A 23829-nucleotide genomic window follows, 5' to 3' on the forward strand; every position below is an offset into this window, starting at 1 on the left:
GTGTCGACCCGGCGCCAGCTCAGTTGGTCACCTTGATCAACTCATTCGATTGCGTCGGGGCTGCCTTGTTCTGTTCCGACATCGCTTGCGTCATGCACTCGTCAGCCAGACGGTTGCCGCCATCGCGGTGCGTGAAAAGCATGGCCTTGGTCGGAATCACGACCAGGTCCATGCCGCTTGCTGCGTCATAGAAACGGTCCGCGCCGGTCGTCGTCACCTGACGCGGCAGCTTGTAGTTACGACCTTCCCAGAACATCGTCAGGATCTGGTCGCGTTTCATGTCACCCTTGATGTACAACTTATTGTTCTCTTTGCAGCTCCAGAGTTCCGAGCCTTCGTCGGGTTGCGCGGGGGCTGCAGCGACAGCGGCCTTCTTCTTGGCCGGGGCCTTCTTCTTCGGAGCGGCCTTCTTGGTCGTGGTGGTCGACTCAGCGGCAAATGCCGTCGGGACGAGGGCAACGGAGCACAGGGCAACCAGCGCAGTCAGACAAAGCTTCTTCATGGTGAGTCTCTCCAGAGGGTAAGAACCGACGTTTGCAAAAGCGCAGATTATCGTACGAAGTCTGCGTCGTTCGACGTCACCACACAAATTTTTTCAATTCCTTTCACGCAAGCGCGACAAGCGACGGCGGTAAAAACCGGCGTCGTGCTGGATTGTGTTGCGGTGCGGAAAGCTGAGAGGTTGGCCAAATCGGCATCTGACCGAATCTGACAGCGCTTCGGTCTGAAACCGTTCGGTTCGGAAATCGGGAAGCGCTGCGGGTGGAGTGCTTGGCGAAACGAACGCAAAGGCGGGCGGATGAGGGCGTTCCGTTGTGCGTGCGGCAAGGCGTTCATTACGTTCGCCGAGGGCATTCCGCAGGCGCCGGAGATCCGGGGCAGTGCGCTGCTTGCGGCAATCGGACGCTGCATTCGCTTGGCCAAGAAATCACTCGATGATGCGTGAGGGAGTGGCGGGATCATAACGCTTTCGCGGGCTGGCAAGCTGGCGGGTGCGAGATGTCGTCACTCTGGATTCAAGGAACGTACGGGTGCTGCTGGTGAAGCGGGGAAGTTGCGCCGGCTCTGGGGGTAGCCGCCGGCGCAGTTTCGGCCTGTTGCGACGCTTTTGACGTCACGCGAGGCCGGATCCCGGGGTATTCCTGGGAAATCAGCCCAACAGATGGGCCACGCCAGCGCGCTCTTCTTCGAGCTCCTTGAGCGTGAAGTCCATCTTTTCACGCGAGTAGGCGTCGATCTCAAGGCCTTCCACGCGCTTGTACTTGCCGTTTTCGCAGATCACCGGCACGCCGTAGATCACGTCTTCCGGAATGCCGTACGAGCCGTCCGACGGGATACCCATCGTGACCCACTTGCCGTTCGAGCCCAGCACCCAGTCATGGATGTGGTCGATAGCAGCGTTGGCAGCCGAAGCGGCCGACGACAGGCCACGGGCTTCGATGATGGCGGCGCCGCGCTTGCCGACGGTCGGCAGGAACACGTCGTTGTTCCACACGTCGTCGTTGATCATGGTCTTTACGCTCTGGCCGTCGATCGTGGCAAAGCGGTAGTCGGCGTACATCGTCGGCGAGTGGTTGCCCCACACGGCCAGCTTTTCGATGCTCGCGACCGGCTTGCCGGTCTTGGCGGCGAGTTGCGACAGGGCACGGTTGTGATCCAGGCGCAGCATCGCGGTGAAGTTTTCCTTCGGCAGGTTCGGGGCCGACTTCATGGCGATGTAGGCATTGGTGTTCGCCGGGTTGCCGACGACCAGCACCTTGACGTTGCGGCTGGCGACTTCGTCCAGGGCCTTGCCCTGGACCGTGAAGATAGCGCCGTTCGCTTCGAGCAGATCCTTACGTTCCATGCCCTTCGAGCGCGGACGGGCGCCAACCAGCAGGGCGACGTCGGCATCCTTGAAGGCGACCTTCGGGTCGTCGGTCACGACCACGCCGGCCAGCAGCGGGAACGCGCAGTCTTCGAGCTCCATCACGACGCCCTTGACGGCGGCTTGAGCTTGCGGGAGGTCGAGCAGTTGCAGGATGACGGGCTGATCCTTGCCGAGCATGTCGCCATTAGCGATACGGAACAGCAGGGAGTAGCCGATTTGGCCAGCGGCGCCGGTGACGGCGACACGCATTGCGGGTTTTGCCATGAGAATCTCTCCAGACGTGTACAAATAATCCTGCGAAGCTCAGGATGGGCTCACCGTCCGGGTGGCAAACGTTTGCCAGGCTGACAGCGCCGCGTCACATGAAGCTTCTAAAATTCCTTGACCTACGGAAGCTTGCGGGCTGCGCGGGGAGTGCTGCCGTCGACATGTGCGAAGCACCGGACTCTCTTATCTTATAAGATAGCCATTGCGGGCCGCAGGCCCCTGTTAGCCCGCGCCAGTGTAGGAGTCGTCAGAACGAATGTCAACTCTATCTTATGTCTTATATAAGACATAGGATTATTGCTGTTATTCGATGGACGAAGGTCTTGATTTGTGGTCAAATCCCCGCCATGAATGCGAACGTTCGCGACACATCCAACACCACGCCGCCTGTCGACGCGCCGCAGCGATCGGACAGCGCGCGCGATGTCGCTCAGGTCTCCCCGGCTGCATCGGCTGCCCAGGCTTTGCAGGGTGGTGTGGCCGCCGGAGCGTCGCCGACCTTCAGTCCGTTGTACCAGCAGATCAAGGGGCTCATTACCCAGAGCCTGCAAGCCGGCGAATGGAAGCCCGGCGAAATCATTCCCAGCGAAGTCGATCTGGCGGGCCGTTACAAGGTCAGCCAGGGAACGGTGCGTAAAGCCATCGACGAGCTGGCGGCAGAGAACCTGCTGGTGCGCCGTCAGGGCCGCGGTACGTTCGTCGCCACCCATCATGAAGACCGGGTGCAATTCCGGTTTCTGCGTCTTGCGCCCGACTCGGGCGAACCTCATCATCCGCCCAGCCGCCTGATCGAGTGCCGCCGTATGCGCGCACCGGCGGAGATCGCACGTCAGCTGGATCTGCGTGCAGGCGACGGCGTGATTCTGATTCGTCGCATGATGGATTTCTCGGACCGTCCGACGGTGCTCGACGAAATCTGGCTGCCCGGGTCGCTGTTCCGTGGGTTGACGGCGGAAAAGCTCAATGAATACAAGGGGCCGATGTATGGCCTGTTCGAAGACGAATTCGGTACGCGCATGATCCGCGCCGTGGAGAAAGTCCGCGCCGTGGCCGCAGACGACATGACGGCGGATCTGCTGAAGGTGCCGAAGGGTTTTCCTCTTCTGAGTGTGGAGCGCGTTTCCTACACTTATGGAGACAAACCGGTGGAAGTGCGCCGGGGTTGGTATGTCACCACGGAACATCATTATCAGAACGAACTAAGTTGAAGACGAAGTCGAGTCTGACGTGAAATTGTTGAGAGGGTAGGGCGACTTTCCCATGGGATGCGCCGGTGTCGTGGCCGGCAAGTGCCTGAGAGTCGAGGCTTGGGGGCGGCGTGTCGTGCGCCGTTGGCAGGAATTTCCGGAGCGTTGGAACCGGTATGGTGCAATGCACTAGAATCGGCGCTAAAATCCGGGGCTGATGTAACTACATGGGGTCTAGCATGGCTGAAGTGGTAAAAAAAGAGCGGCCAGTCTACAGGAATATCGGTATCGGACAGATTGTCTCGTACCGTCTCCCGCCGGCTGGTATCGTTTCGATCCTGCACCGTATTAGCGGTGTCATCTTGTTCCTTCTGTTGCCGTTCGCGCTGTATCTGTTCGAACAGAGCCTCACGTCGGAACTGACCTTCGAAACTCTTCGAAGCGTTGCCTCCAACTGGTTTGTCAAACTCGTCATCCTGGCGTTGTCGTGGGGCTTCCTGCACCACTTCTGTGCCGGCGTGCGCCACCTGCGCATGGACTTCAATCACGACGCAGTGAGCAAGGAAGGCGGCAAGAATTCGGCTGTGGTCGTACTGGCCGTGTCGCTGGTGCTTACGCTGGCCGTCGCCCTCAAGCTGTTCGGAGCGTTCTAAGATGGCACAGAACAATATCGGTTCCAAGCGCCTGGTCGTCGGCGCCCACTACGGCCTGCGCGACTGGATTGCGCAGCGCATGACCGCAGTGATCATGGCCGTGTACACGGTGATCCTGCTGGTGTGGTTCTTCACCGCCAAGAACTTCTCCTACGAAGGCTGGGCCGGCATCTTCTCGCATCAATGGATGAAGTTGGCCACGTTCGTTACGCTGCTCGCGCTGTTTTATCACGCGTGGGTCGGCATTCGCGACATCTGGATGGACTACGTCAAGCCCGTCAGTGTGCGACTGGCGCTGTACGCGCTGACGATCGTCTGGCTGCTGGCTTGTGCCGGCTATGCCGCGCAGATTTTGTGGAGAGTGTAAAGAATGGCTGCAATTAAAAATTCGCTGCCGCGCCGCCGCTTTGACGTCGTCATCGTGGGCGCAGGTGGTTCGGGCATGCGCGCTTCGCTGCAACTGGCCAAGGCCGGTCTGTCGGTGGCAGTGCTGTCCAAGGTGTTCCCCACCCGTTCGCATACCGTGGCCGCTCAGGGCGGCATTGGCGCTTCGCTCGGCAACATGAGTGAAGACAACTGGCATTACCACTTCTACGACACCATCAAGGGCTCCGACTGGCTCGGCGACCAGGATGCGATCGAGTTCATGTGCCGTCAGGCACCGAACGCTGTCTACGAGCTGGAACACTTCGGCATGCCGTTCGACCGTAACCCGGACGGTACGATTTACCAGCGCCCGTTCGGCGGCCACACGGCCAACTACGGCGAAAAGCCCGTCCAGCGCGCTTGCGCGGCTGCTGACCGTACCGGTCACGCCCTGCTGCACACGCTGTACCAGCAAAACGTCGCTGCCAAGACCCACTTCTTCGTGGAGTGGATGGCGCTCGACCTGATCCGCAACGAAGAGGGCGATGTCCTCGGCGTGTCGGCACTGGAACTCGAAACGGGCGAAGTCTACCTGCTCGAAGGCAAGTGCACGTTGTTCGCGACCGGCGGTGCCGGCCGTGTGTACGCCGCTTCGACCAACGCGTTCATCAACACCGGTGACGGTCTGGGCATGGCTGCACGTGCAGGCATTCCGCTCGAAGACATGGAGTTCTGGCAATTCCACCCGACCGGCGTGGCCGGCGCGGGCGTGCTGATCACCGAAGGTGTGCGCGGCGAAGGCGGTATTCTGCGTAACTCGAACGGCGAGCGTTTCATGGAGCGTTACGCCCCGACGCTGAAGGATCTGGCGCCGCGTGACTTCGTGTCGCGTTCGATGGACCAGGAAATCAAGGAAGGCCGTGGCTGCGGCCCGAACGGCGACTACGTGCTGCTCGACCTCTCGCACATCGGTGCCGAGACGATCATGAAGCGCCTGCCGTCGATTCGTGAAATCGCACTGAAGTTCGCCAACGTCGACGCGATCAAGGAACCGATCCCCGTCGTGCCGACCATCCACTACCAGATGGGCGGTATTCCGACGAACTACAACGGTCAGGTCGTGCTGCAGAAGGACGGCTCGTCGGTGCCCGTCAACGGCTTCTACGCTGTGGGCGAGTGCTCGTGCGTGTCGGTCCACGGTGCCAACCGTCTGGGTACGAACTCGCTGCTCGACCTCGTGGTGTTCGGCCGTGCCGCCGGTAACCACATCGTCGACTTCGTCAAGAACCACGGCGACCACAAGCCGCTGCCCGCCGATGCAGGCGACAACGCGCTGGCGCGCCTCGGTCGTCTGGAAGCGTCTAGCTCGGGCGAGTACGCACAGGACATCGCCAACGACATCCGCGCGACGATGCAGAAGCACGCTGGCGTGTTCCGTACCTCGGAACTGCTCAAGGAAGGCGTGGACGAGATCAAGCAAGTGGCCGAGCGCGTGTCGCACGTCCATCTGAAGGACAAGTCGAAGGTGTTCAACACGGCGCGTATGGAAGCGCTGGAAGTCGACAACCTGATCGAAGTGGCCAAGGCCACCATGATCGCAGCGGAAGCCCGTAAGGAAAGCCGCGGTGCGCACGCACACAGCGACTACCCGGAGCGCGACGACGCCAACTGGATGCGCCACTCGCTGTTCTTCAGCGAAGGCAACCGTCTGGATTACAAGCCGGTGCAGATGAAGCCGCTGACCGTCGACTCGGTTCCGCCCAAGGCGCGGACGTTCTAAGGGATTCGCAAGATCATGAAACGCATTTTTGAAGTCTACCGCTACGATCCGGACAAGGATGCCGCACCGTACATGCAGACCTACGAGGTCGAACTCGACGGTCACGAGCGCATGCTGCTCGACGCATTGGTGAAGCTCAAGAAGATCGACGAAGGCATCGCTTTCCGCCGCTCGTGCCGCGAAGGCGTGTGCGGTTCGGACGCCATGAACATCAACGGCAAGAATGGTCTGGCCTGCCTGACCAACATGAACGATCTGCCGAACAAGATCGTGCTGAAGCCGTTGCCGGGTCTGCCGGTCATTCGCGACCTGATCGTCGACATGACGCACTTCTTCAACCAGTACCACTCGATCAAGCCGTACCTGATCAACCCCGAGCCGGCACCGGAGAAGGAGCGTCTGCAGTCGCCCGAGCAGCGTGATGAGCTCGATGGTCTGTACGAGTGTATTCTGTGCGCATCGTGCTCGACGTCGTGCCCGAGCTTCTGGTGGAACCCGGACAAGTTCGTCGGCCCGGCCGGTCTGCTCCAGGCTTACCGCTTCATCGCGGACAGCCGCGACACGGCGACCAGCGAGCGTCTGGACAATCTGGAAGATCCGTACCGCCTGTTCCGCTGCCACACGATCATGAACTGCGTGGATGTCTGCCCGAAGGGTCTTAACCCGACGAAGGCTATCGGCAAGATCAAGGAGCTGATGGTGCGTCGCGCCGTCTGACCCAACGATCATGCCGGATATCAATCACCAGTCCGATCCGGTCAAACGTGCCCGCCTGCGCTGGCGGGCACGCCGCGGTTTGCTGGAAAACGACCTCATTCTCGAACGATTCTTCGCCAAGTACGAAGCTTCGCTGACTGATGAGGATGTGGGCGCCCTCACAAAGCTGCTCGATTTGAGCGACAACGATTTGATGGATCTGCTGCTAGCGCGTAAAGAGCCCGAGGCGGATCTGGACGGGCCGGACGTGCAGCGCCTGCTGGCGCTTTTGCGTGCCGTGTAGGGGTTTTGGAATTTTTTTGAGGAAGCGATATGACTCCGTCTGATGTTAAAGCCACCCTATCTTTCTCCGACGATTCGCCCAGCGTAGAGCTGCCGATTTATCAGGGAACGATGGGCCCGGATGTGATTGACATCCGCAAGCTGTACGGCCAGACCGGCAAGTTCACGTATGACCCCGGCTTTATGTCGACGGCGTCGTGCAATTCGGCCATCACCTACATCGATGGCGACAAGGGTGAGCTGCTGTACCGTGGCTACCCGATCGAGCAGTTGGCCACCAACTGCGACTTCCTCGAGACCTCGTACCTGCTGCTCAAGGGCGAACTCCCGAACGCCGAACAAAAGAAGGAATTCGTCGACACGGTGACCCGTCACACGATGGTTCACGAGCAGATGAACTTCTTCTTCCGTGGCTTCCGTCGCGACGCTCACCCGATGGCCGTGCTGACGGGTTCGGTGGGTGCTCTGTCGGCGTTCTACCACGACTCGCTCGACATCAATAATCCGAATCACCGCGAAGTCTCGGCGATTCGTCTGATCGCCAAGCTGCCGACGCTCGTCGCCATGGCGTACAAGTACAGCATCGGTCAGCCGTTCGTGTACCCGAGCAACGACCTGTCGTACAGCGCGAACTTCATGCGCATGATGTTCGCGAACCCGTGCGAAGAGTACAAGGTCAACGACGTGCTGGTGCGCGCCCTCGACCGTATCCTGATCCTGCACGCCGATCACGAGCAGAACGCTTCGACGTCGACCGTCCGTCTGGCCGGTTCGTCGGGTGCGAACCCGTTCGCTTGTATCGCTGCCGGTATCGCATGTCTGTGGGGCCCGGCGCACGGTGGTGCGAACGAAGCTGCGCTGAATATGCTCGAGCAGATCGGTTCGCCGGACAAGATCCCCGAATTCATCAAGCAGGTGAAGGACAAGAACTCGGGCGTGAAGCTGATGGGCTTCGGTCACCGCGTGTACAAGAACTACGACCCGCGTGCCAAGCTGATGCGCGAGACGTGCTACGAAGTGCTCAACGAACTGGGCCTGCACGACGACCCGCTGTTCAAGCTGGCCATGCAACTCGAGAAGATCGCTCTGGAAGACGAATACTTCGTGTCGCGCAAGCTGTACCCGAACGTCGACTTCTACTCGGGCATCGTTCAGCGCGCGCTGGGCATCCCGACGTCGATGTTTACCTGCATCTTCGCGCTGGCCCGTACCGTGGGCTGGATCGCGCAGTGGAACGAAATGATCGGCGAGCCGGATCAGAAGATCGGCCGTCCGCGTCAGCTGTTCATCGGCCACACGCCGCGCGAAGTCGCGCCGATCGACAAGCGCTAAGCCTGTCGAGGCGTCCGGCACGGCCCCCGCTTGCCGTGCCGGCACCGCAACCTTGCCGAAACGGCAAGGCGGTGCGGCCCGCAACGAGCCCTCGTTGCGCTATATTCGAATCCACGGCACAAGCTGCCGTGATTCGCACAAATCCCCGGTTCGTCGTGCGTTTACCGCCCGGTTTTCCGGGGATTTCGTATTCCGCCGGCGCGAAAGCGCTATGGCATAATCAAAAGTTCACAGAACCGTAATTTGCGTTCTCAGAACGATATTTCGCCCCCGCGTTTTTTATCATGGCCAAGACGCTGTATGACAAGTTGTGGGATGCACACGTCGTGCATACCGAGGACGATGGCACGACCGTGCTCTACATCGACCGTCATCTGTTGCATGAGGTGACCAGTCCGCAGGCGTTTGAGGGTCTAAAACTCGCGCAGCGTCCGGTCTGGCGTTTGTCTGCCAACCTCGCGGTGTCGGACCACAATGTGCCGACCACGGACCGCACGCAAGGCATTGCCGATCCGGTCTCGCGTTTGCAGGTCGATACGCTCGACGCGAACTGCGATAACTTCGGCATTACCCAATTCAAGATGAACGACGTCCGTCAGGGCATCGTGCACGTGATCGGGCCGGAGCAGGGTGCTACGTTGCCGGGCATGACGGTGGTGTGCGGCGACTCGCATACGTCCACGCACGGCGCATTCGGTGCGCTGGCGTTCGGTATCGGCACGTCGGAAGTCGAGCACACGCTCGCGACCCAGACCTTGCTCATGAAGAAGAGCAAGAACATGCTCGTGAAGGTCGAAGGCACGCTGCCGCGCGGTTGCTCGGCGAAAGACATCGTGCTGGCCGTTATCGGCAAGATCGGTACGGCTGGCGGCACGGGCTACACGATCGAGTTCGCGGGCTCGGCGATTCGCTCGCTCACGATGGAAGGCCGCATGACCGTGTGCAACATGGCGATCGAAGCCGGTGCGCGCGCGGGTCTGGTGGGCGTTGACGATACGACCATCAACTACGTGAAGGGCCGTCCGTTTGCGCCGACCGGTGTGGAGTTCCAGCAGGCCGAAGCCTACTGGCGCGGCTTCCATACCGATGCCGGTGCAGCGTTCGACCACATTGTCGAGATCGACGCCAGCACGCTGCGCCCGCAGGTGAGTTGGGGGACGTCGCCGGAAATGGTCGTGAGTATCGAAGATCGCGTGCCGGATCCCGAGAAGGAAAAGGACCCGGTCAAGCGCAGCGCCATGGAGCGCGCGCTCGAGTACATGGCGCTCACGCCGGATACCCCGATGTCGAGCATCAACGTCGACAAGGTGTTCATCGGCTCGTGCACCAACTCGCGCATCGAAGACATTCGTGCGGCAGCTTACGTCGTGAAGAAGCTCGGCCGACGCGTGGCGTCGAACGTGCGTCTGGCGATGGTTGTGCCGGGCTCGGGGCTGGTCAAGCATCAGGCAGAGCAGGAAGGGCTGGATCAGGTCTTCAAGGCCGCCGGTTTCGAATGGCGCGAGCCGGGCTGCTCGATGTGTCTGGCAATGAACGCCGACCGTCTGGAGTCGGGCGAGCGTTGCGCTTCCACGTCGAACCGTAACTTCGAAGGCCGTCAGGGCGCGGGTGGACGTACCCACCTGGTGAGCCCGGCGATGGCGGCTGCGGCCGCGATCGAAGGTCATTTCGTCGACGTGCGCCGTCTCGTCTGACGGGCAAGCATCGATTTATCCGTCGTTGGACATTTTCTTTGATAGAGACAAGACCATGAAGAAACTGTGGATGCTGATCGGTGCGGTGCTGCTGTTGGGCGTGGCGGGTTGCAACACGATGGCGGGCCTCGGCAAGGACACGCAAGCCGCTGGCTCGGCGCTCGAAAACGCCGCGAAGAAGTGATGCGACGGTGTGCGTCGCGCGGGCAGAAGCCTCGCACGCACACCTACAAATTTCCGGTTTGACGGCCCGCAGTACATGCGGCAGGCCTCAGCCGAACTGTTTTGATCAGGTGGTTCGTGATGGAAAAATTTACCGTCCATACGGGGTTGGTGGCACCGCTGGATCGCGAAAACGTCGATACCGACGCGATCATCCCCAAGCAATTTCTGAAGTCGATCAAACGCACGGGTTTCGGCCCGAACCTGTTCGACGAGTGGCGTTATCTCGATGTCGGCCAGCCGGGCCAGGATTGCAGCACGCGTCCGCTCAACCCGAATTTCGTGCTGAACCAACCGCGCTTCCAGGGCGCGACCGTGCTGCTCGCACGCAAGAACTTCGGCTGCGGCAGCTCGCGTGAGCATGCCCCGTGGGCATTGCAGCAATACGGTTTCCGTGCCGTGATTGCGCCGAGCTTCGCCGACATCTTCTTTAACAACTGCTACAAGAACGGGTTGCTGCCGATCGCGCTGTCCGAGATGCAGGTCGACCATCTGTTCAACGAGACGGCCGCGTTCAACGGCTATCAGTTGACCATCGATCTGGAAAAGCAGGCGGTCATGACGGCCGACGGTCGCGCTTATGAGTTCGACATCGCACCGTTCCGCAAGTACTGCCTGTTGAACGGTTTCGACGACATTGGCCTGACGCTGCGTCACGCGGACAAGATTCGCGCCTATGAGGCCGAGCGGCTCGCCAAGCAGCCGTGGCTCGCAACGCGTCTGCCGGGCTAAGTCCCGCGTAGGCAAGGCACATCCAAGGAGATTGCATGAAAATTGCTGTGTTGCCGGGTGACGGCATTGGTCCGGAAATCGTGACGGAAGCCATCAATGTGCTCAATGCGCTTGGCGAGACGTTCGAGCTGGAAGAGGCGCCGGTGGGTGGTGCGGGCTATGAGGCGGCGGGGCATCCGCTGCCGGACGCCACGCTCAAGCTGGCCAAGGAAGCCGACGCCATTCTGTTCGGCGCGGTGGGCGACTGGAAGTACGACTCGCTGGAGCGCGCACTGCGTCCCGAGCAGGCGATTCTGGGGCTGCGCAAGCACCTTCAGCTGTTTGCCAACTTCCGTCCGGCCATTCTGTACAAGGAACTGGCCGACGCGTCGAGCCTGAAGCCGGAGATCGTCGCAGGTCTCGACATCCTTATCATTCGCGAGCTGAACGGCGACATTTACTTCGGTCAGCCCAAGGGCTTCCGTCAATCGCCGGATGGGGCTTTCGAAGGTGCACGCGAAGGTTTTGATACCATGCGCTACAGCGTGCCCGAAGTGGAGCGTATCGCACACGTGGCTTTCCAGGCCGCAGCCAAGCGCGACAAGCGCCTTTGCTCGGTGGACAAGGCCAACGTGCTGGAGACGTCGCAACTGTGGCGCGACACGATGATCGAGGTCGCCAAGCAGTATCCGGAGGTCGAGCTGTCGCATATGTACGTCGACAATGCGGCGATGCAACTGGTCAAGGCACCTAAGAACTTCGACGTGGTGGTGACGGGTAACATGTTCGGCGATATCCTGTCGGACGAGGCCGCGATGCTCACGGGTTCGATCGGTATGCTGCCGTCGGCTTCGCTGGATGCCAATAACAAGGGGTTGTACGAGCCGTCGCACGGTTCGGCCCCCGATATTGCCGGAAAGGGCGTGGCCAATCCGTTGGCAACGATCCTGTCGGCAGCCATGATGCTGCGTTACACGCTGGGTCGTGCCGAACAGGCCGACCGTATCGAAAACGCCGTGAAGAAGGTGCTGGCGCAGGGGTTGCGCACGCCCGACATCTGGCAGGAAGGCGCGACCAAGGTCGGTACGCGCGAAATGGGCGCAGCAGTGGTTGCTGCGCTATAACGTTGACGGGGCGTCGGGAGACGCCCCTCGGCGCAATTGCAACGATAAGAGAGTGGATAAATGAAAACCGTAGGTCTGGTAGGTTGGCGGGGCATGGTCGGTTCGGTTCTGATGCAGCGTATGCAGCAGGAGAACGACTTTGCTTTGATCGAGCCGGTGTTTTTCAGCACCAGCAACGCGGGCGGCAAAGCCCCGTCGATGGCGAAGAACGAAACTTCGCTGAAAGACGCCAATGATGTCAACGAGCTGAAAAAATGCGACATCATCATTACCTGCCAGGGCGGTGACTACACAACAGAAATCTTCCCGAAGCTGCGTGCAGCGGGTTGGAACGGTTACTGGGTGGATGCAGCGTCGACGCTGCGCATGAAGGACGACGCGATCATCGTGCTCGATCCGGTCAATCTCGACGTCATCAAGAACGCGCTCACCAAGGGCACGAAGAACTTCGTCGGCGGTAACTGCACGGTCAGCTGCATGCTGATGGGCCTGGGCGGTCTGTTCCAGCACGGTCTGGTCGACTGGCTGACGTCGATGACGTATCAGGCGGCATCGGGTGGTGGCGCACAGCACATGCGCGAGCTGCTCACGCAGTTCGGGACGATCAACGCCGAAGTCAAGGCGCTGCTCGACGATCCGCACTCGGCGATTCTCGAGATCGACCGCAAGGTCCTGGCCAAGCAACACGCACTGACGGCTGACGAAACGAAGCAGTTCGGCGTGCCGCTGGGCGGTAACCTGATTCCCTGGATCGACAAGGATCTGGGCAACGGTCAGTCGAAGGAGGAGTGGAAGGGCGGTGCCGAGACCAACAAGATTCTGGGGCTGGGCGACGGCTTCCCGGGCACGCGTGCCATTCCGGTCGACGGTCTGTGCGTGCGTATCGGTGCAATGCGTTGCCACAGCCAGGCGCTGACCATCAAGCTTACGAAAGATGTGCCGTTAGACGAACTGACCGACATCATCGGCCAGGCGAACGACTGGGTGAAGGTGGTGCCGAACACGCGTGAAGCGTCGATGACCGATTTGACGCCTGCGGCCGTGACCGGCACGATGACGATCCCGGTGGGTCGCTTGCGCAAGATGTCGATGGGTCCGGAGTACCTGTCGGCATTTACGGTGGGCGATCAACTGTTGTGGGGCGCAGCAGAACCGCTGCGCCGCATGCTGCGGATCCTGCTCGACGCGTAAGCGTTGCAGCGTATCGGTAAGGCGTGAAGAACGGCGGCCCGCGAGGCCGCCGTCCGCGCTTTGGGAGGCCACTCGTATTGCATGAGTGACCAGTGACAAACGACTGACAGGCTAGACAAGACACAGTGCGGAAATACTCGACCGGCAAGCGCGCAAATTCGTCCCGCAATTCGTTTCGCTTGAGTGCGGCGGCGGCTGTCTTGTGGAGCCTCGGGCTTCTGAACGCCGGCGCGGCCGAGTTCGGTCCGCAACAGGTTCGCTCGGGTCCGGGTCAGCCGTTGCGCGCCGTGATCGTGCTGGGCAATGTCTCGCAGGCCGAGGCCGATGGCTTGTCGGTGAAGCTCGCGCCGCGAGATGCCTTCAGGCAGGCCGGACTGCGCTACGACCCCACGCTCGACAAGCTGTCCGTATCGGTGACGCCCACGGGCGGCCGCGACGCCGGATATAGCGGCACGTATCTCGTGCACGTCGATTCGGCCGAGCCGGTCAGCACGTCGTTCCTCGATTTGTTGCTGGTGCTCGAGTGGCGCACTGGGCGTCAGTCGAATGCCGTGACGCTGTCGGCCATTCCGGAGGCCAGCGCTGCACAGCCGCAGGCTGTCGTGCCTGCCGCTGCGGCCAATTCTGCCGCTGGTGCCGACGCATCGGCTTCCACGTCTCGCTCGGCCGCCCCCGCTGCGGCTGTCCCGGCGCCCGCTGGTAATGGCGCTGAGAGCCGTGCTGCGACCTCGGGCGAGAACGCCCGCACGGTGACGCGCGGCGACTCGCTGTCGTCGATTGCCCGCGAGTACACCGGCGGCGAAGGCGGCACGACGCTGGCCCAGATGATGACCGCGCTGTTCGAATCGAATCGTTCGGCGTTCATCGGCAACGATCCCAACCGTTTGCGTCAGGGGGCGACGTTGAATCGTCCCGCCGATGCGCAAGTGCAGAGCATTCCACCTGCGCAGGCACGCAAGTTCGTGTCCGCCGCGCGGGAACAGTTTGACGCGTATCGCGCGCGGCTGGCCGATTCCACGGCGCAGCAGGCAGCACCGGCCGGTGGCCGCAGTGCACAGGGCGCGATCGAGGCGGGCAAGGCACCGGAAGCTGCCGCCCCCGCCACACGCGATGAGTTGAAGTTGTCGCGACCCGGCAAGGGAGGCACGGCGGGCCGTGCCGGCGGCAACGAAGAAGAGCAAATCGCCCAGGGCAAGGCTCAGACCGAGGCTCAGGGCAGGGTGAATGAGTTGCAGAAGAACGTAGCAGATCTCCAGAAGCTGTTGGCGATGAAGAATCAGGCCGTCGCTAATCTGGAGCAGCAGGCCGCCACCGCTTCCGGGGCGTCTGCGCAAGAGAAGACGGCGAAACCCGCCGATGGCAAGACGACCGCTCCTGCGGTCGCAGGCACCAAGCCGACGACGAGCGCGGCGGCGAATGACACGAATGCCGACGCAAAGGCGGCCGATGCTGCCGCGAGCAATGCGACGGCGGCGGCCGCGTCCGGCGCTGCCGCGAGCGATGCAGCCTTGGCCTCATCGGCTGACGCGAACGCCTCCGACGCACCGGCGGCGGCTGCTCCGGCAAGCGATGCTGCTGCAGCGTCTGCGGCAGCGGCCAGCGCACCGGCGGCCGAATCGAAGCCGACGCCGAACGCTGCCATGAACTGGCGCGCAGTCACGCAGAATCCGTATGTGTTGCCGGGTGCCGGTGTGTTGGTGGTGTTGCTCGGCCTGTGGTGGCTGATGCGCCGTCGCCGCGCCGAGCCGCCGGTCGGCCAGCCGGGACCGTATGACGACGGTCGTGACGCTCGGGGTGGCAACGTAGAGCCAACGTCCTCGCAAGACGAGCCGCACGCGGCTGAAGCCGTTGAGCCTACGTCACATGGCGTTGCGACGGCTGCGGGCGTTGCCGCTGCGGGGGCCGCAGGTGCTGCCGCGCTGTACGCCGCGAATCAGGCAGAGGCCGACGAACACCTCCATCCGGAAGCCGACGCAGCGTGGTCGGAGCCGGAGACGGAAGCGGCCGCGCGCGATGAAGTCGCTCTGGATTCCACGGTCGAAGCATCGAACGAGCTGGATGCATGGGACGCCGAGCAAGTTCCGGTGACCGACGCAGTGGCTGAAACGGCGCATGCCGAAGGCCTTGGCGAGTTGCAGAACGCGGCACAAGCCGAGCAAGTCGCGTCCGAAGCCTTCGACGCGCCTGCCGAGCCTGTGGCGGATGAAGTGCCGCCCCACCACGAGCCGGAGCCGGTGGCAGAAGCCGCCAGCGAGCCGGAAATCGATTGGGATGCGGCATTTGCCGAAGAGGCCGGTCAGACGTCTGCTCCGGAGGATTCACACGATGCGCACGCCGACGATGCGCTGACGTCGCTCGAAGCACTGGGCGCGGCTGCGGCGACCGGCGGTGCTGCCGCTACGCTGTCGCATGTGGAGCATGCGGACGCCACCCCCGAGGGCGGTGTGGCGGGCATGCTCGGTGATCTCGATCTGGGCATTCCGGGCCAGCCGGCGAACGTCGGCACGATTTCGAGCGACGCCTTGCCGTCGCTGAGCCAGGGCATTGGTTCGGTGCAGTTCACGATGGCGCCTCCGGGCGACCCGCGTCTGGAAGCCGCCCACACGGCGGATTCCGGCGATATGACGGACATGGCCGACCTCGACGATGAGCTGAGCGACGCAGACTTCGACGCCGCGATGCAGCAGGCCGCCAGCGCCACGGAAGCACCGCGCAGCTATACCGATGCGGCGCATGAAGCCCCGTCGCTGCGTCCGATGTCGTTCGACTTGTCGGACTTCAGTCTCGATTTGAAGGGCGACGACGCACAGCCCGCCGCCACACCGGCATTCGTCAGCGCCCCGACACTCTCGGACGTGACTGGCGAGGAAGCGCTGGTTGAACATGAGACGCTGGATACGTCGGCACCGCAGACGCCTTACGCCGAAGTGCCCGCAGCGCCGCAGCATCAGGCGGCCGCACCCGAAGCAGCGGTGCATGCGCCGCAGGCGATCGTCCCGCATCCGGTCGAGACCTCGCCAAGCGCTGCTGCGTCGGCACCGGCGGCGGAACCCGGTGTGCCGGACGAGTTCCACACGAAGCTCGAACTGGCGACGGCCTACCAGACGATTGGCGACGACGACGGCGCGCGCGAGTTGCTCGAAGAAGTGATTGCCGGTGGCGACGCCGCACAGCAATCCGTCGCGCGCTCGCGGCTGGCTGAGTTGGGCAAGTAATCCCTGTTCATCACGTCTCGCAACGCGCCTGCGGGTGCGTCGCGAGGCCCGACCCGAACAAGACTGATTGACCGTAGTTTGGGGCGCTCGTTGGTTGAGCGCCCATTTTTCTTTTTCATATGCGAATCGCACTGGGCATCCACTACGACGGCACGGCGTTCTCCGGCTGGCAATCGCAGCCGCACGGCAACACCGTGCAGCAGGCGCTCGAAGCCGCGCTGCGGGAGTTCGGCGGCGTGGCGCTGCCGACCACGGTCGCGGGTCGCACCGACACGGGCGTGCATGGCATTGGTCAGGTGGTGCATTTCGATACCGATCTGGATCGTGCGATGTTCTCGTGGGTGCGCGGCGTGAACGCCTTCCTGCCCAAGACCGTCGCCGTGCAGTGGGCGAAGGCGATGCCGGACGATTTCCACTCCCGTTTCGCCGCTTTCGAGCGCACCTACTTCTACGTCCTGTACGCGAATCCGGTGCGCTCGCCGTTGCTCGAAGGTCGTTGCGGCTGGCTGCATACGCCGCTCGATCTTGAGGCTATGCGTGAGGCGGGTCAGGCGCTGGTCGGCGAGCATGACTTCTCGGCGTTTCGTTCGTCCGAATGTCAGGCCAAGACACCGGTGAAGCATTTGTACGCCATCGATATCGAGCAGCACGGCGACTTCTTCCTCTTCCGCTTTCGCGCGAGCGCCTTCCTGCATCACATGGTGCGCAACATCATGGGGTGTCTGGTCGCGATCGGCCGCGGCCGTCAGCCGGCCAACTGGATGACGCATGTGCTCGCGAGCGGCGATCGCCGTCAGGCCGCCCCGACCTTCATGCCGGACGGCCTGTATCTGGCGCGCGTCGGGTATCCTGAGCGATACGACGTACCCGAGCCAAATTTGGCTGCGTGGCCGTTCCCGATGCCGTGGGCCAAGTCATGAAATCCCCGAATGCTGTGAAGTCTCGTACGCGTATCAAGATCTGCGGCCTGTCGCAGGCGGCCGACATCGACCACGCCGTGGCGCTGGGTGTCGATGCCATCGGTTTCGTTTTCTACCCGCCGAGTCCGCGTTACCTGGACCTCGCGCGTGCGGCTGAACTGGCCCGCCGGGTGCCGTCGTATGTGAGCCTCGTGGGACTGTTCGTCAATGCGAGTGCCGAGGAGATCGCCCGCACTGTGGACGCCGTTCCGCTCACCGCGCTGCAATTCCACGGCGACGAATCGCCCGAGCAATGCGCAACGTTGGCGGAGGCGGCGGGCAACCGTCCGTACATGCGCGCTATGCGTATCGGCCCCGAGACGAAAGACAGCGGCGATTTGCTACAATTCGCCAATACATACACCGCCGCGCAAGGCATCTTGCTCGATGCTCTGGTCGAGGGCTACGGCGGTGGAGGAAAGGTTTTCGATTGGTCACTTATTCCAAAAGACATCGCGCGTCGGGCCGTTTTGAGTGGTGGCTTGAACGCACACAACGTTGCTGAAGCCATCCGCCGGGTGGCGCCCTATGCCGTCGACGTGTCGAGCGGTGTGGAGGCGTCGCGGGGCGTGAAGGATCACGCCCGCATGACGGCGTTCGTGCAAGCGGTTCTCGCTGCCGACGCACAGTGAAGCAACCCGCCGGGGTGGGCGCAGGGGCTCGTTCTCCTGTTCTCCTGCCCACTGGCAACCGATGAGTGACGACCATGTACGATTTCCCTGACGCCAGCGGCCATTTCGGCCAATACGGCGGTGTCTTTGTGGCCGAGACGCTGATCCACGCGCTCGACGAACTGCGTGCGGCCTATGCCAAGTATCAGCACGATCCGGCCTTCCTCGAAGAATTCCATTACGAACTGAAGCACTACGTCGGCCGTCCGTCGCCGATCTATCACGCCAAGCGCTGGAGCCAGGAACTGGGCGGCGCACAGGTGTACCTCAAGCGCGAAGACCTGAACCACACGGGCGCGCACAAGGTGAACAACGTGATCGGGCAGGCGCTGCTCGCGCGTCGCATGGGCAAGCCACGTGTGATCGCCGAGACCGGCGCAGGGCAGCACGGCGTGGCCACGGCGACCATCGCGGCGCGCTTCGGCATGGAGTGCGTGGTGTACATGGGCGCGGAAGACGTCAAGCGTCAGGCGGCCAACGTGTACCGCATGCAACTGCTGGGCGCGACCGTCGTGCCGGTGGAATCCGGCTCCAAGACGCTCAAGGACGCCTTGAACGAAGCCATGCGCGACTGGGTGACGAACGTCGAAAACACGTTCTACATCATCGGCACCGTGGCCGGCCCGCACCCGTACCCGATGCTCGTGCGCGACTTCCAGAGCGTGATCGGCGAAGAGTGCAAGGTGCAGATGCCCGAACTCGCGGGTCGCCAGCCGGACTACGTGCTGGCCTGCGTGGGCGGCGGTTCGAATGCGATGGGAATTTTCTACCCGTACATCGATGTGCCGAACGTGAAGCTCGTGGGCGTGGAAGCGGCCGGGGAAGGCATTGAGACCGGCCGTCACGCGGCGTCGATCATCGGCGGCACGCCCGGCGTGCTGCACGGCAACCGCACCTATCTATTGCAGGACGCTAACGGTCAGATCACCGAGACGCATTCGATCTCGGCCGGTCTGGACTATCCCGGTGTCGGTCCCGAGCACGCCTGGTTACACGACATCAAGCGCGCCGAGTATGTGGGCATTACCGACGACGAAGCCCTGCGGGCCTTCCACGATTGCTGCCGGATCGAGGGCATCATCCCCGCGCTGGAGTCGAGCCATGCGCTCGCTTACGCGTGCAAGCTTGCACCGACGCTGCCGAAGGACCAGATCGTTCTGGTCAATCTCTCGGGGCGCGGCGACAAGGACATGCACACCGTGATGGCGCTGGCCAAGCCAGAACCCTCGGGCACCTGAGCGGCGCGGCGAGACTCCATCGATCCTAAGGTTAAGGACAACAGAACCAGCATGACCGATCTGACTGATCGCAAGGCACAGAATGACGTCCTCGGGACCGAGCGTCCCATGGACGCCACCGAAGCCGCCGCCGCACGTCTCGAGGCCATGGAAGCGGCCGGCGAGTTGCGCGCGCGTTGGGCGCCGGGCGACATCACGTTGCGTCATGCGGACTTCCTGCAACATCTGCACGAACTGGAAGACGGCAGTGTAGACCTGATCCTTGCCGACCCGCCTTACGGGCTCGGCAAGGACTACGGCAACGACTCCGACAAGCGCTCCGGCGAGGACTTTCTCGGCTGGACGTACGGTTGGCTCGAAGCGGCGATTCCGAAGCTCGCACCGCGCGGCTCGCTCTACCTGTTCTGCACGTGGCAGTACGCCCCGGAACTGTTCGTTTTTCTCAAGCAGCGCATGCTGATGATCAACGAGATCATCTGGGATCGCCGCGTGCCCAGTATGGGCGGCAGTACGCGGCGATTCTCGTCCGTGCACGACAACATCGGCTTTTTCGCGATCTCGAAGGACTATTACTTCGACCTCGACGCCGTGCGCGTGCCGTACGACGCCGCCACGAAGAAGGCGCGCTCGCGCCGCATCTTCGAGGGCAGCAAGTGGCTGGAGCTGGGCTACAACCCCAAGGATCTGTGGTCGATCTCGCGATTGCACCGGCAAGACCCCGAACGCGTCGATCATCCGACGCAGAAACCGCTGCACATCATCGAGCGCATGGTGCTGGCCAGTTGCCCGCCCGGCGGTCTCGTGCTCGACCCGTTCATGGGCAGTGGCACGACTGCCGTGGCTTGCGCGCTGCACGGCCGGCGTTTTGTCGGCTACGAGCTAAACGCGCACTACCACGCGCTCGCAAACCAACGACTTCAGAGACTTTCCGATCATGTCCCGCATTCAAGCGACGTTCCAAGCCTTGCAAGCGCAGGGTAAAAAGGGCCTCATTCCGTTCATTACCGCCGGTGACCCGGAGCCGGGGTGGACGGTCAAGCTGATGCATGCACTGGCCGACAATGGCGCCGACGTCATCGAACTCGGCGTGCCGTTCTCAGACCCGATGGCCGACGGTCCCGTCATTCAACGCGCCTCGGAGCGCGCACTCGCCCGCGGCGTGAGCCTGGCCGAAGTGCTGGGCTACGTCGCCGTCTTCCGTCAGACCAACGACCGCACGCCGATCGTGCTCATGGGCTACGCCAATCCGATCGAAGCGATGGGGCTCGACGCCTTTGCCGAACGTGCAGCTATTGCGGGCGTGGACGGCGTGCTGGTCGTCGATTACCCGCCCGAGGAGGCAGAAAGCTTTGCCGGTGCCGTGCGCGCGCAGGGCATCGATCCGATCTTCCTGCTCGCACCGACGTCGACCGATGCGCGCATTGCTGCGGTGGCGCGTCAAGCCAGCGGCTATCTGTATTACGTCTCGCTCAAGGGCGTGACGGGAGCGGCGAGTCTGGATCTGGACAGCGTGGCGTCGAAGATTCCCCAAATCAAGGCGGTCGCCGACCTGCCGGTGGGCGTGGGTTTCGGTATTCGCGATGCCGAAACGGCCCGCGCGGTGGCGAGCGTTGCCGATGCCGTCGTGATCGGCAGCGCCATCGTGCAGCGTCTGGAAAACACGCCACGTGATCTGGAGGGGCAGAACGCGGTAAAATCGCTGGCTGAATTTATCGGCGGTATCCGTCAGGCGCTCGACTCGGGCGCCAAATCGGCGTAAATTCGCGGCAGAAATTTGCCCGAATAGCGCTGCATGACGCAGATCCGCTTGGTGAAACGCTGAATTGAAACGACCGTATTACACGGTCGCCTTGAAATGCCCCGGAAACGCCCGTCTCTTGTTGGGGCGGGCGTTTGGCAAGGAGAAACTATGAGCTGGCTCGACAAGTTGCTGCCCCCGAAGATCAAGCAAACCGATCCGACGCAGCGCAACAAGAGCATCCCGGAAGGGCTGTGGATCAAGTGCCCGTCGTGCGAAGCCGTGCTGTATCGCGCCGACGTGGAAGCGAATCTGCATGTCTGCCCGAAGTGCGACCATCACATGCGCATCGGTGCGCGCGCGCGTCTGAATGCGCTGCTCGATCCCGAAGGCCGCTATGAGCTGGGCCAGGAAATCGTGCCTGTCGACGCACTGAAGTTCAAGGACAGCCGCAAGTATCCGGATCGCATCAAGGAAGCGATGGACGACACCGGCGAGACCGACGCGATGGTGGTGATGGGCGGCGCGATTCACACGCTGCCGGTCGTCGTCGCCTGCTTCGAGTTCTCGTTCATGGCCGGCTCGATGGGCTCGGTGGTCGGCGAGCGCTTCGTGCGCGGTGCGCAAAACGCACTGGAGCAGGGCGTTCCGTTCATCTGCGTGACCGCTTCGGGCGGTGCGCGTATGCAGGAAAGTTTGCTGTCGCTGATGCAGATGGCGAAGACCACGGCCATGCTGACCAAGCTGTCCGACGCCAAGCTGCCGTTCATTTCCGTGCTGACCGATCCGACGATGGGTGGGGTGTCGGCCAGCTTCGCCTTCCTGGGCGACGTGGTGATCGCAGAGCCGAAGGCGCTGATCGGCTTCGCTGGCCCGCGCGTGATCGAGCAGACCGTGCGCGAAAAGCTGCCGGAAGGCTTCCAGCGCTCGGAGTTCCTGTTGCAGAAGGGCGCGATCGACATGATCGTCAACCGTCGCGACATGCGTGACGAGATCGCGCGCCTGATCGCGCTGATGCAGCGTCAGCCGGCAGATGCCGTTGCCTGATACTCGATGCCCTGCGCGCGCGAGTCGCCCAATGACTTGCGCGTGCTCACTCTGGCGATGACGTTGTGCACGCGGTTGCGGTGCCCCAAAGGGCGGTGCAACGGCGTAGAATGACGCAACGCCACGCAAGCGCTGCACCCGCGGCGCCTGAAAGCATCACTTAGCAGGATATGAAGCGCGGACGTTCGTGACGTCCGCGTTTTTGTTTTTCTGCCCGCACATCATGCCGACATACTCCACTCTCGACGCCTGGCTCGCCCATCTTGAAACCGCTCACCCTGTGGGCATCGACATGGGCCTCACGCGCATTGGTCGCGTGAAAGACGCCCTCGGCCTGAAATTCCCGTGCCCCGTCTTCACGGTTGGCGGCACGAACGGCAAGGGCTCGACCTGCGCCATCATCGAAGCCATTCTGCTGTCGGCCGGTTACCGCGTAGGCTGCCATACTTCGCCGCATCTGATCTCGTTCAACGAGCGTGCGCGCGTGAACGGCGAGATCGTCGACGACGCCACGCTGCTGCCGCATTTCGAAGCGGTGGAGAAAGCCCGCACGAGTTTCGACGAGCCGGTCTCGCTCACGTACTTCGAGTTCACCACGCTCGCGATCATGCATATGTTCGCAACGGCCGGGCTGGATGCCGTCATTCTCGAAGTGGGCTTGGGCGGCCGACTGGACGCCGTGAATATCATCGATGCGGATTGCGCCGTCATCACGAGCATCGACATCGATCACCAGCAATACCTCGGTAACACGCGCGAAGCCATCGCGATCGAGAAGGCGGGCATCTTCCGTGCGGGCAAGCCCGCCGTTTGCGGCGACCCGATGCCGCCCGCGACGCTGCTTGCCGAAGCTGAGCGCATCGGTGCCGATCTGTGGCTGTTCGGTCGCGACTTCAACTATCAGGGCGACAAGCAGCAGTGGAGCTATGGCGGACGTCAGATGCGTCGCCCGGCGCTTGCCTATCCGGCGCTTCGCGGCGCGAATCAGTTGCTCAATGCGTCGGCGGCGCTCGCGGCGCTGGAATCGATGCGCGACGTGCTGCCAGTGTCGGCGCAGGACATTCGGCTGGGGCTCGCATCGGTCGAGCTGCCGGGACGTTTTCAGGTGCTGCCGGGGCGTCCGGCCGTGGTGCTCGACGTGGCGCACAACCCGCACGCGGCGGCGGCGCTGGGTCACAACCTCGATGGTATGGGCTTCTTTCCGTACACGTACGCCGTGTTCGGAGCGATGGCCGACAAGGATATCGAAGGCGTGCTGCGGCATCTGGTCGACAAGGTTGATCACTGGCGTTTGTGCGCGTTACCCACGGAGCGGGCCGCGAGTCCGGCACTGCTCGAAGAGAAGCTTCGAGCGGTCGGGTTCGTCGAAGATGCCGATCATTCGGTCGAAACCTTCGAATCCCCTGAGAAAGCCTATGCCGCTGCGCTCGAGCAGTGCGGCGAGAATGATAGAATTGTGGTTTTTGGATCGTTCTTTACGGTGGCGGGCGTAATGTCGCACCGCAAATTGCAACGCCATTGAACGCGAAAGCGCGTATGCCGTGACATTTGCTTACGAGAAATGT

At 62.4% G+C, this 23829-nt stretch carries 22 protein-coding genes and 1 pseudogene; 20 read left to right on the forward strand and 3 right to left on the reverse strand.

What is annotated here, in order from left to right; genetic code table 11:
• Positions 1-19: 19 nt before the first annotated feature.
• From PAN31117_RS13010 to PAN31117_RS13020, 3 genes are all read right to left on the reverse strand, one after another.
• The gene (locus PAN31117_RS13010; RefSeq protein WP_150738565.1) at positions 20-502 is read right to left on the reverse strand and encodes a hypothetical protein; all 483 of its coding nucleotides are present in this window, start codon (positions 500-502) and stop codon (positions 20-22) included.
• Positions 503-549: 47 nt separating this feature from the next.
• The gene (locus PAN31117_RS13015; RefSeq protein ID WP_150738566.1) at positions 550-924 is read right to left on the reverse strand and encodes a hypothetical protein; all 375 of its coding nucleotides are present in this window, start codon (positions 922-924) and stop codon (positions 550-552) included.
• Positions 925-1150: 226 nt separating this feature from the next.
• Positions 1151-2134 carry a malate dehydrogenase gene (locus tag PAN31117_RS13020; RefSeq protein WP_150738567.1) on the reverse strand — a complete coding sequence of 328 codons (984 nt, stop codon included), beginning with the start codon at positions 2132-2134 and terminating at the stop codon, positions 1151-1153.
• A gap of 479 nt (positions 2135-2613) precedes the next feature.
• On the opposite strand from PAN31117_RS13020, the pseudogene PAN31117_RS13025 reads away from it, so the two are divergent.
• From PAN31117_RS13025 to folC, 20 genes and pseudogenes are all read left to right on the forward strand, one after another.
• Positions 2614-3345 (forward strand): annotated as a pseudogene (locus PAN31117_RS13025) (GntR family transcriptional regulator); the annotation flags it as partial.
• Positions 3346-3563: 218 nt separating this feature from the next.
• On the forward strand, positions 3564-3977 hold the full coding sequence (gene sdhC / locus PAN31117_RS13030) for a succinate dehydrogenase, cytochrome b556 subunit (RefSeq protein ID WP_039399176.1): 414 nt from the start codon (positions 3564-3566) through the stop codon (positions 3975-3977).
• 1 nt (position 3978) lies between these two features.
• Positions 3979-4344, forward strand: a complete 366-nt coding sequence (gene sdhD / locus PAN31117_RS13035) for a succinate dehydrogenase, hydrophobic membrane anchor protein (RefSeq protein ID WP_039399175.1) — start codon at positions 3979-3981, stop codon at positions 4342-4344.
• Positions 4345-4347: 3 nt separating this feature from the next.
• A complete protein-coding gene (gene sdhA, locus PAN31117_RS13040; protein ID WP_046291552.1) occupies positions 4348-6123 on the forward strand; it encodes a succinate dehydrogenase flavoprotein subunit in 1776 nt (591 codons plus the stop codon).
• A 12-nt stretch (positions 6124-6135) separates the two neighbouring features.
• The gene (locus PAN31117_RS13045; RefSeq protein WP_039368514.1) at positions 6136-6840 is read left to right on the forward strand and encodes a succinate dehydrogenase iron-sulfur subunit; all 705 of its coding nucleotides are present in this window, start codon (positions 6136-6138) and stop codon (positions 6838-6840) included.
• Positions 6841-6850: 10 nt separating this feature from the next.
• Positions 6851-7123 (forward strand): FAD assembly factor SdhE, encoded by a 273-nt coding sequence (locus PAN31117_RS13050; protein ID WP_046291553.1) that lies wholly within the window; start codon positions 6851-6853, stop codon positions 7121-7123.
• Positions 7124-7152: 29 nt separating this feature from the next.
• On the forward strand, positions 7153-8454 hold the full coding sequence (gene gltA / locus PAN31117_RS13055; RefSeq protein ID WP_039399168.1) for a citrate synthase: 1302 nt from the start codon (positions 7153-7155) through the stop codon (positions 8452-8454).
• Between the two features lie 284 nt (positions 8455-8738).
• The gene (gene leuC / locus PAN31117_RS13060) at positions 8739-10148 is read left to right on the forward strand and encodes a 3-isopropylmalate dehydratase large subunit (RefSeq protein WP_150738568.1); all 1410 of its coding nucleotides are present in this window, start codon (positions 8739-8741) and stop codon (positions 10146-10148) included.
• A gap of 55 nt (positions 10149-10203) precedes the next feature.
• Positions 10204-10332 (forward strand): entericidin A/B family lipoprotein, encoded by a 129-nt coding sequence (locus tag PAN31117_RS13065; RefSeq protein ID WP_023596599.1) that lies wholly within the window; start codon positions 10204-10206, stop codon positions 10330-10332.
• Between the two features lie 119 nt (positions 10333-10451).
• Positions 10452-11102 carry a 3-isopropylmalate dehydratase small subunit gene (leuD, locus tag PAN31117_RS13070; RefSeq protein ID WP_150738569.1) on the forward strand — a complete coding sequence of 217 codons (651 nt, stop codon included), beginning with the start codon at positions 10452-10454 and terminating at the stop codon, positions 11100-11102.
• Positions 11103-11137: 35 nt separating this feature from the next.
• Positions 11138-12205 (forward strand): 3-isopropylmalate dehydrogenase, encoded by a 1068-nt coding sequence (gene leuB / locus PAN31117_RS13075; protein ID WP_150738570.1) that lies wholly within the window; start codon positions 11138-11140, stop codon positions 12203-12205.
• 60 nt (positions 12206-12265) lie between these two features.
• Positions 12266-13396 carry an aspartate-semialdehyde dehydrogenase gene (gene asd, locus PAN31117_RS13080; protein WP_072617453.1) on the forward strand — a complete coding sequence of 377 codons (1131 nt, stop codon included), beginning with the start codon at positions 12266-12268 and terminating at the stop codon, positions 13394-13396.
• A gap of 200 nt (positions 13397-13596) precedes the next feature.
• On the forward strand, positions 13597-16611 hold the full coding sequence (locus tag PAN31117_RS13085) for a motility hub landmark protein FimV (RefSeq protein WP_174990943.1): 3015 nt from the start codon (positions 13597-13599) through the stop codon (positions 16609-16611).
• A gap of 119 nt (positions 16612-16730) precedes the next feature.
• Positions 16731-17531 (forward strand): tRNA pseudouridine(38-40) synthase TruA, encoded by an 801-nt coding sequence (gene truA / locus PAN31117_RS13090; protein ID WP_150738572.1) that lies wholly within the window; start codon positions 16731-16733, stop codon positions 17529-17531.
• The gene (locus PAN31117_RS13095; protein ID WP_150738573.1) at positions 17528-18202 is read left to right on the forward strand and encodes a phosphoribosylanthranilate isomerase; all 675 of its coding nucleotides are present in this window, start codon (positions 17528-17530) and stop codon (positions 18200-18202) included. Before truA ends, PAN31117_RS13095 begins: the two co-directional genes overlap by 4 nt.
• A 74-nt stretch (positions 18203-18276) precedes the next feature.
• Complete coding sequence (trpB, locus tag PAN31117_RS13100; RefSeq protein WP_150738574.1) at positions 18277-19479, forward strand: tryptophan synthase subunit beta; 1203 nt, start codon at positions 18277-18279, stop codon at positions 19477-19479.
• A 108-nt stretch (positions 19480-19587) separates the two neighbouring features.
• On the forward strand, positions 19588-20460 hold the full coding sequence (locus tag PAN31117_RS13105; protein WP_039403618.1) for a DNA-methyltransferase: 873 nt from the start codon (positions 19588-19590) through the stop codon (positions 20458-20460).
• Positions 20414-21238 carry a tryptophan synthase subunit alpha gene (trpA, locus tag PAN31117_RS13110; RefSeq protein WP_150738575.1) on the forward strand — a complete coding sequence of 275 codons (825 nt, stop codon included), beginning with the start codon at positions 20414-20416 and terminating at the stop codon, positions 21236-21238. Before PAN31117_RS13105 ends, trpA begins: the two co-directional genes overlap by 47 nt.
• 150 nt (positions 21239-21388) lie before the next feature.
• On the forward strand, positions 21389-22264 hold the full coding sequence (gene accD, locus PAN31117_RS13115) for an acetyl-CoA carboxylase, carboxyltransferase subunit beta (RefSeq protein WP_150576803.1): 876 nt from the start codon (positions 21389-21391) through the stop codon (positions 22262-22264).
• Between the two features lie 223 nt (positions 22265-22487).
• Complete coding sequence (gene folC / locus PAN31117_RS13120; RefSeq protein WP_150738576.1) at positions 22488-23786, forward strand: bifunctional tetrahydrofolate synthase/dihydrofolate synthase; 1299 nt, start codon at positions 22488-22490, stop codon at positions 23784-23786.
• Positions 23787-23829: the final 43 nt, after the last annotated feature.

Origin of the sequence: Pandoraea anapnoica (assembly GCF_902459765.1) — a bacterium.
Classification (GTDB): domain Bacteria; phylum Pseudomonadota; class Gammaproteobacteria; order Burkholderiales; family Burkholderiaceae; genus Pandoraea; species Pandoraea anapnoica.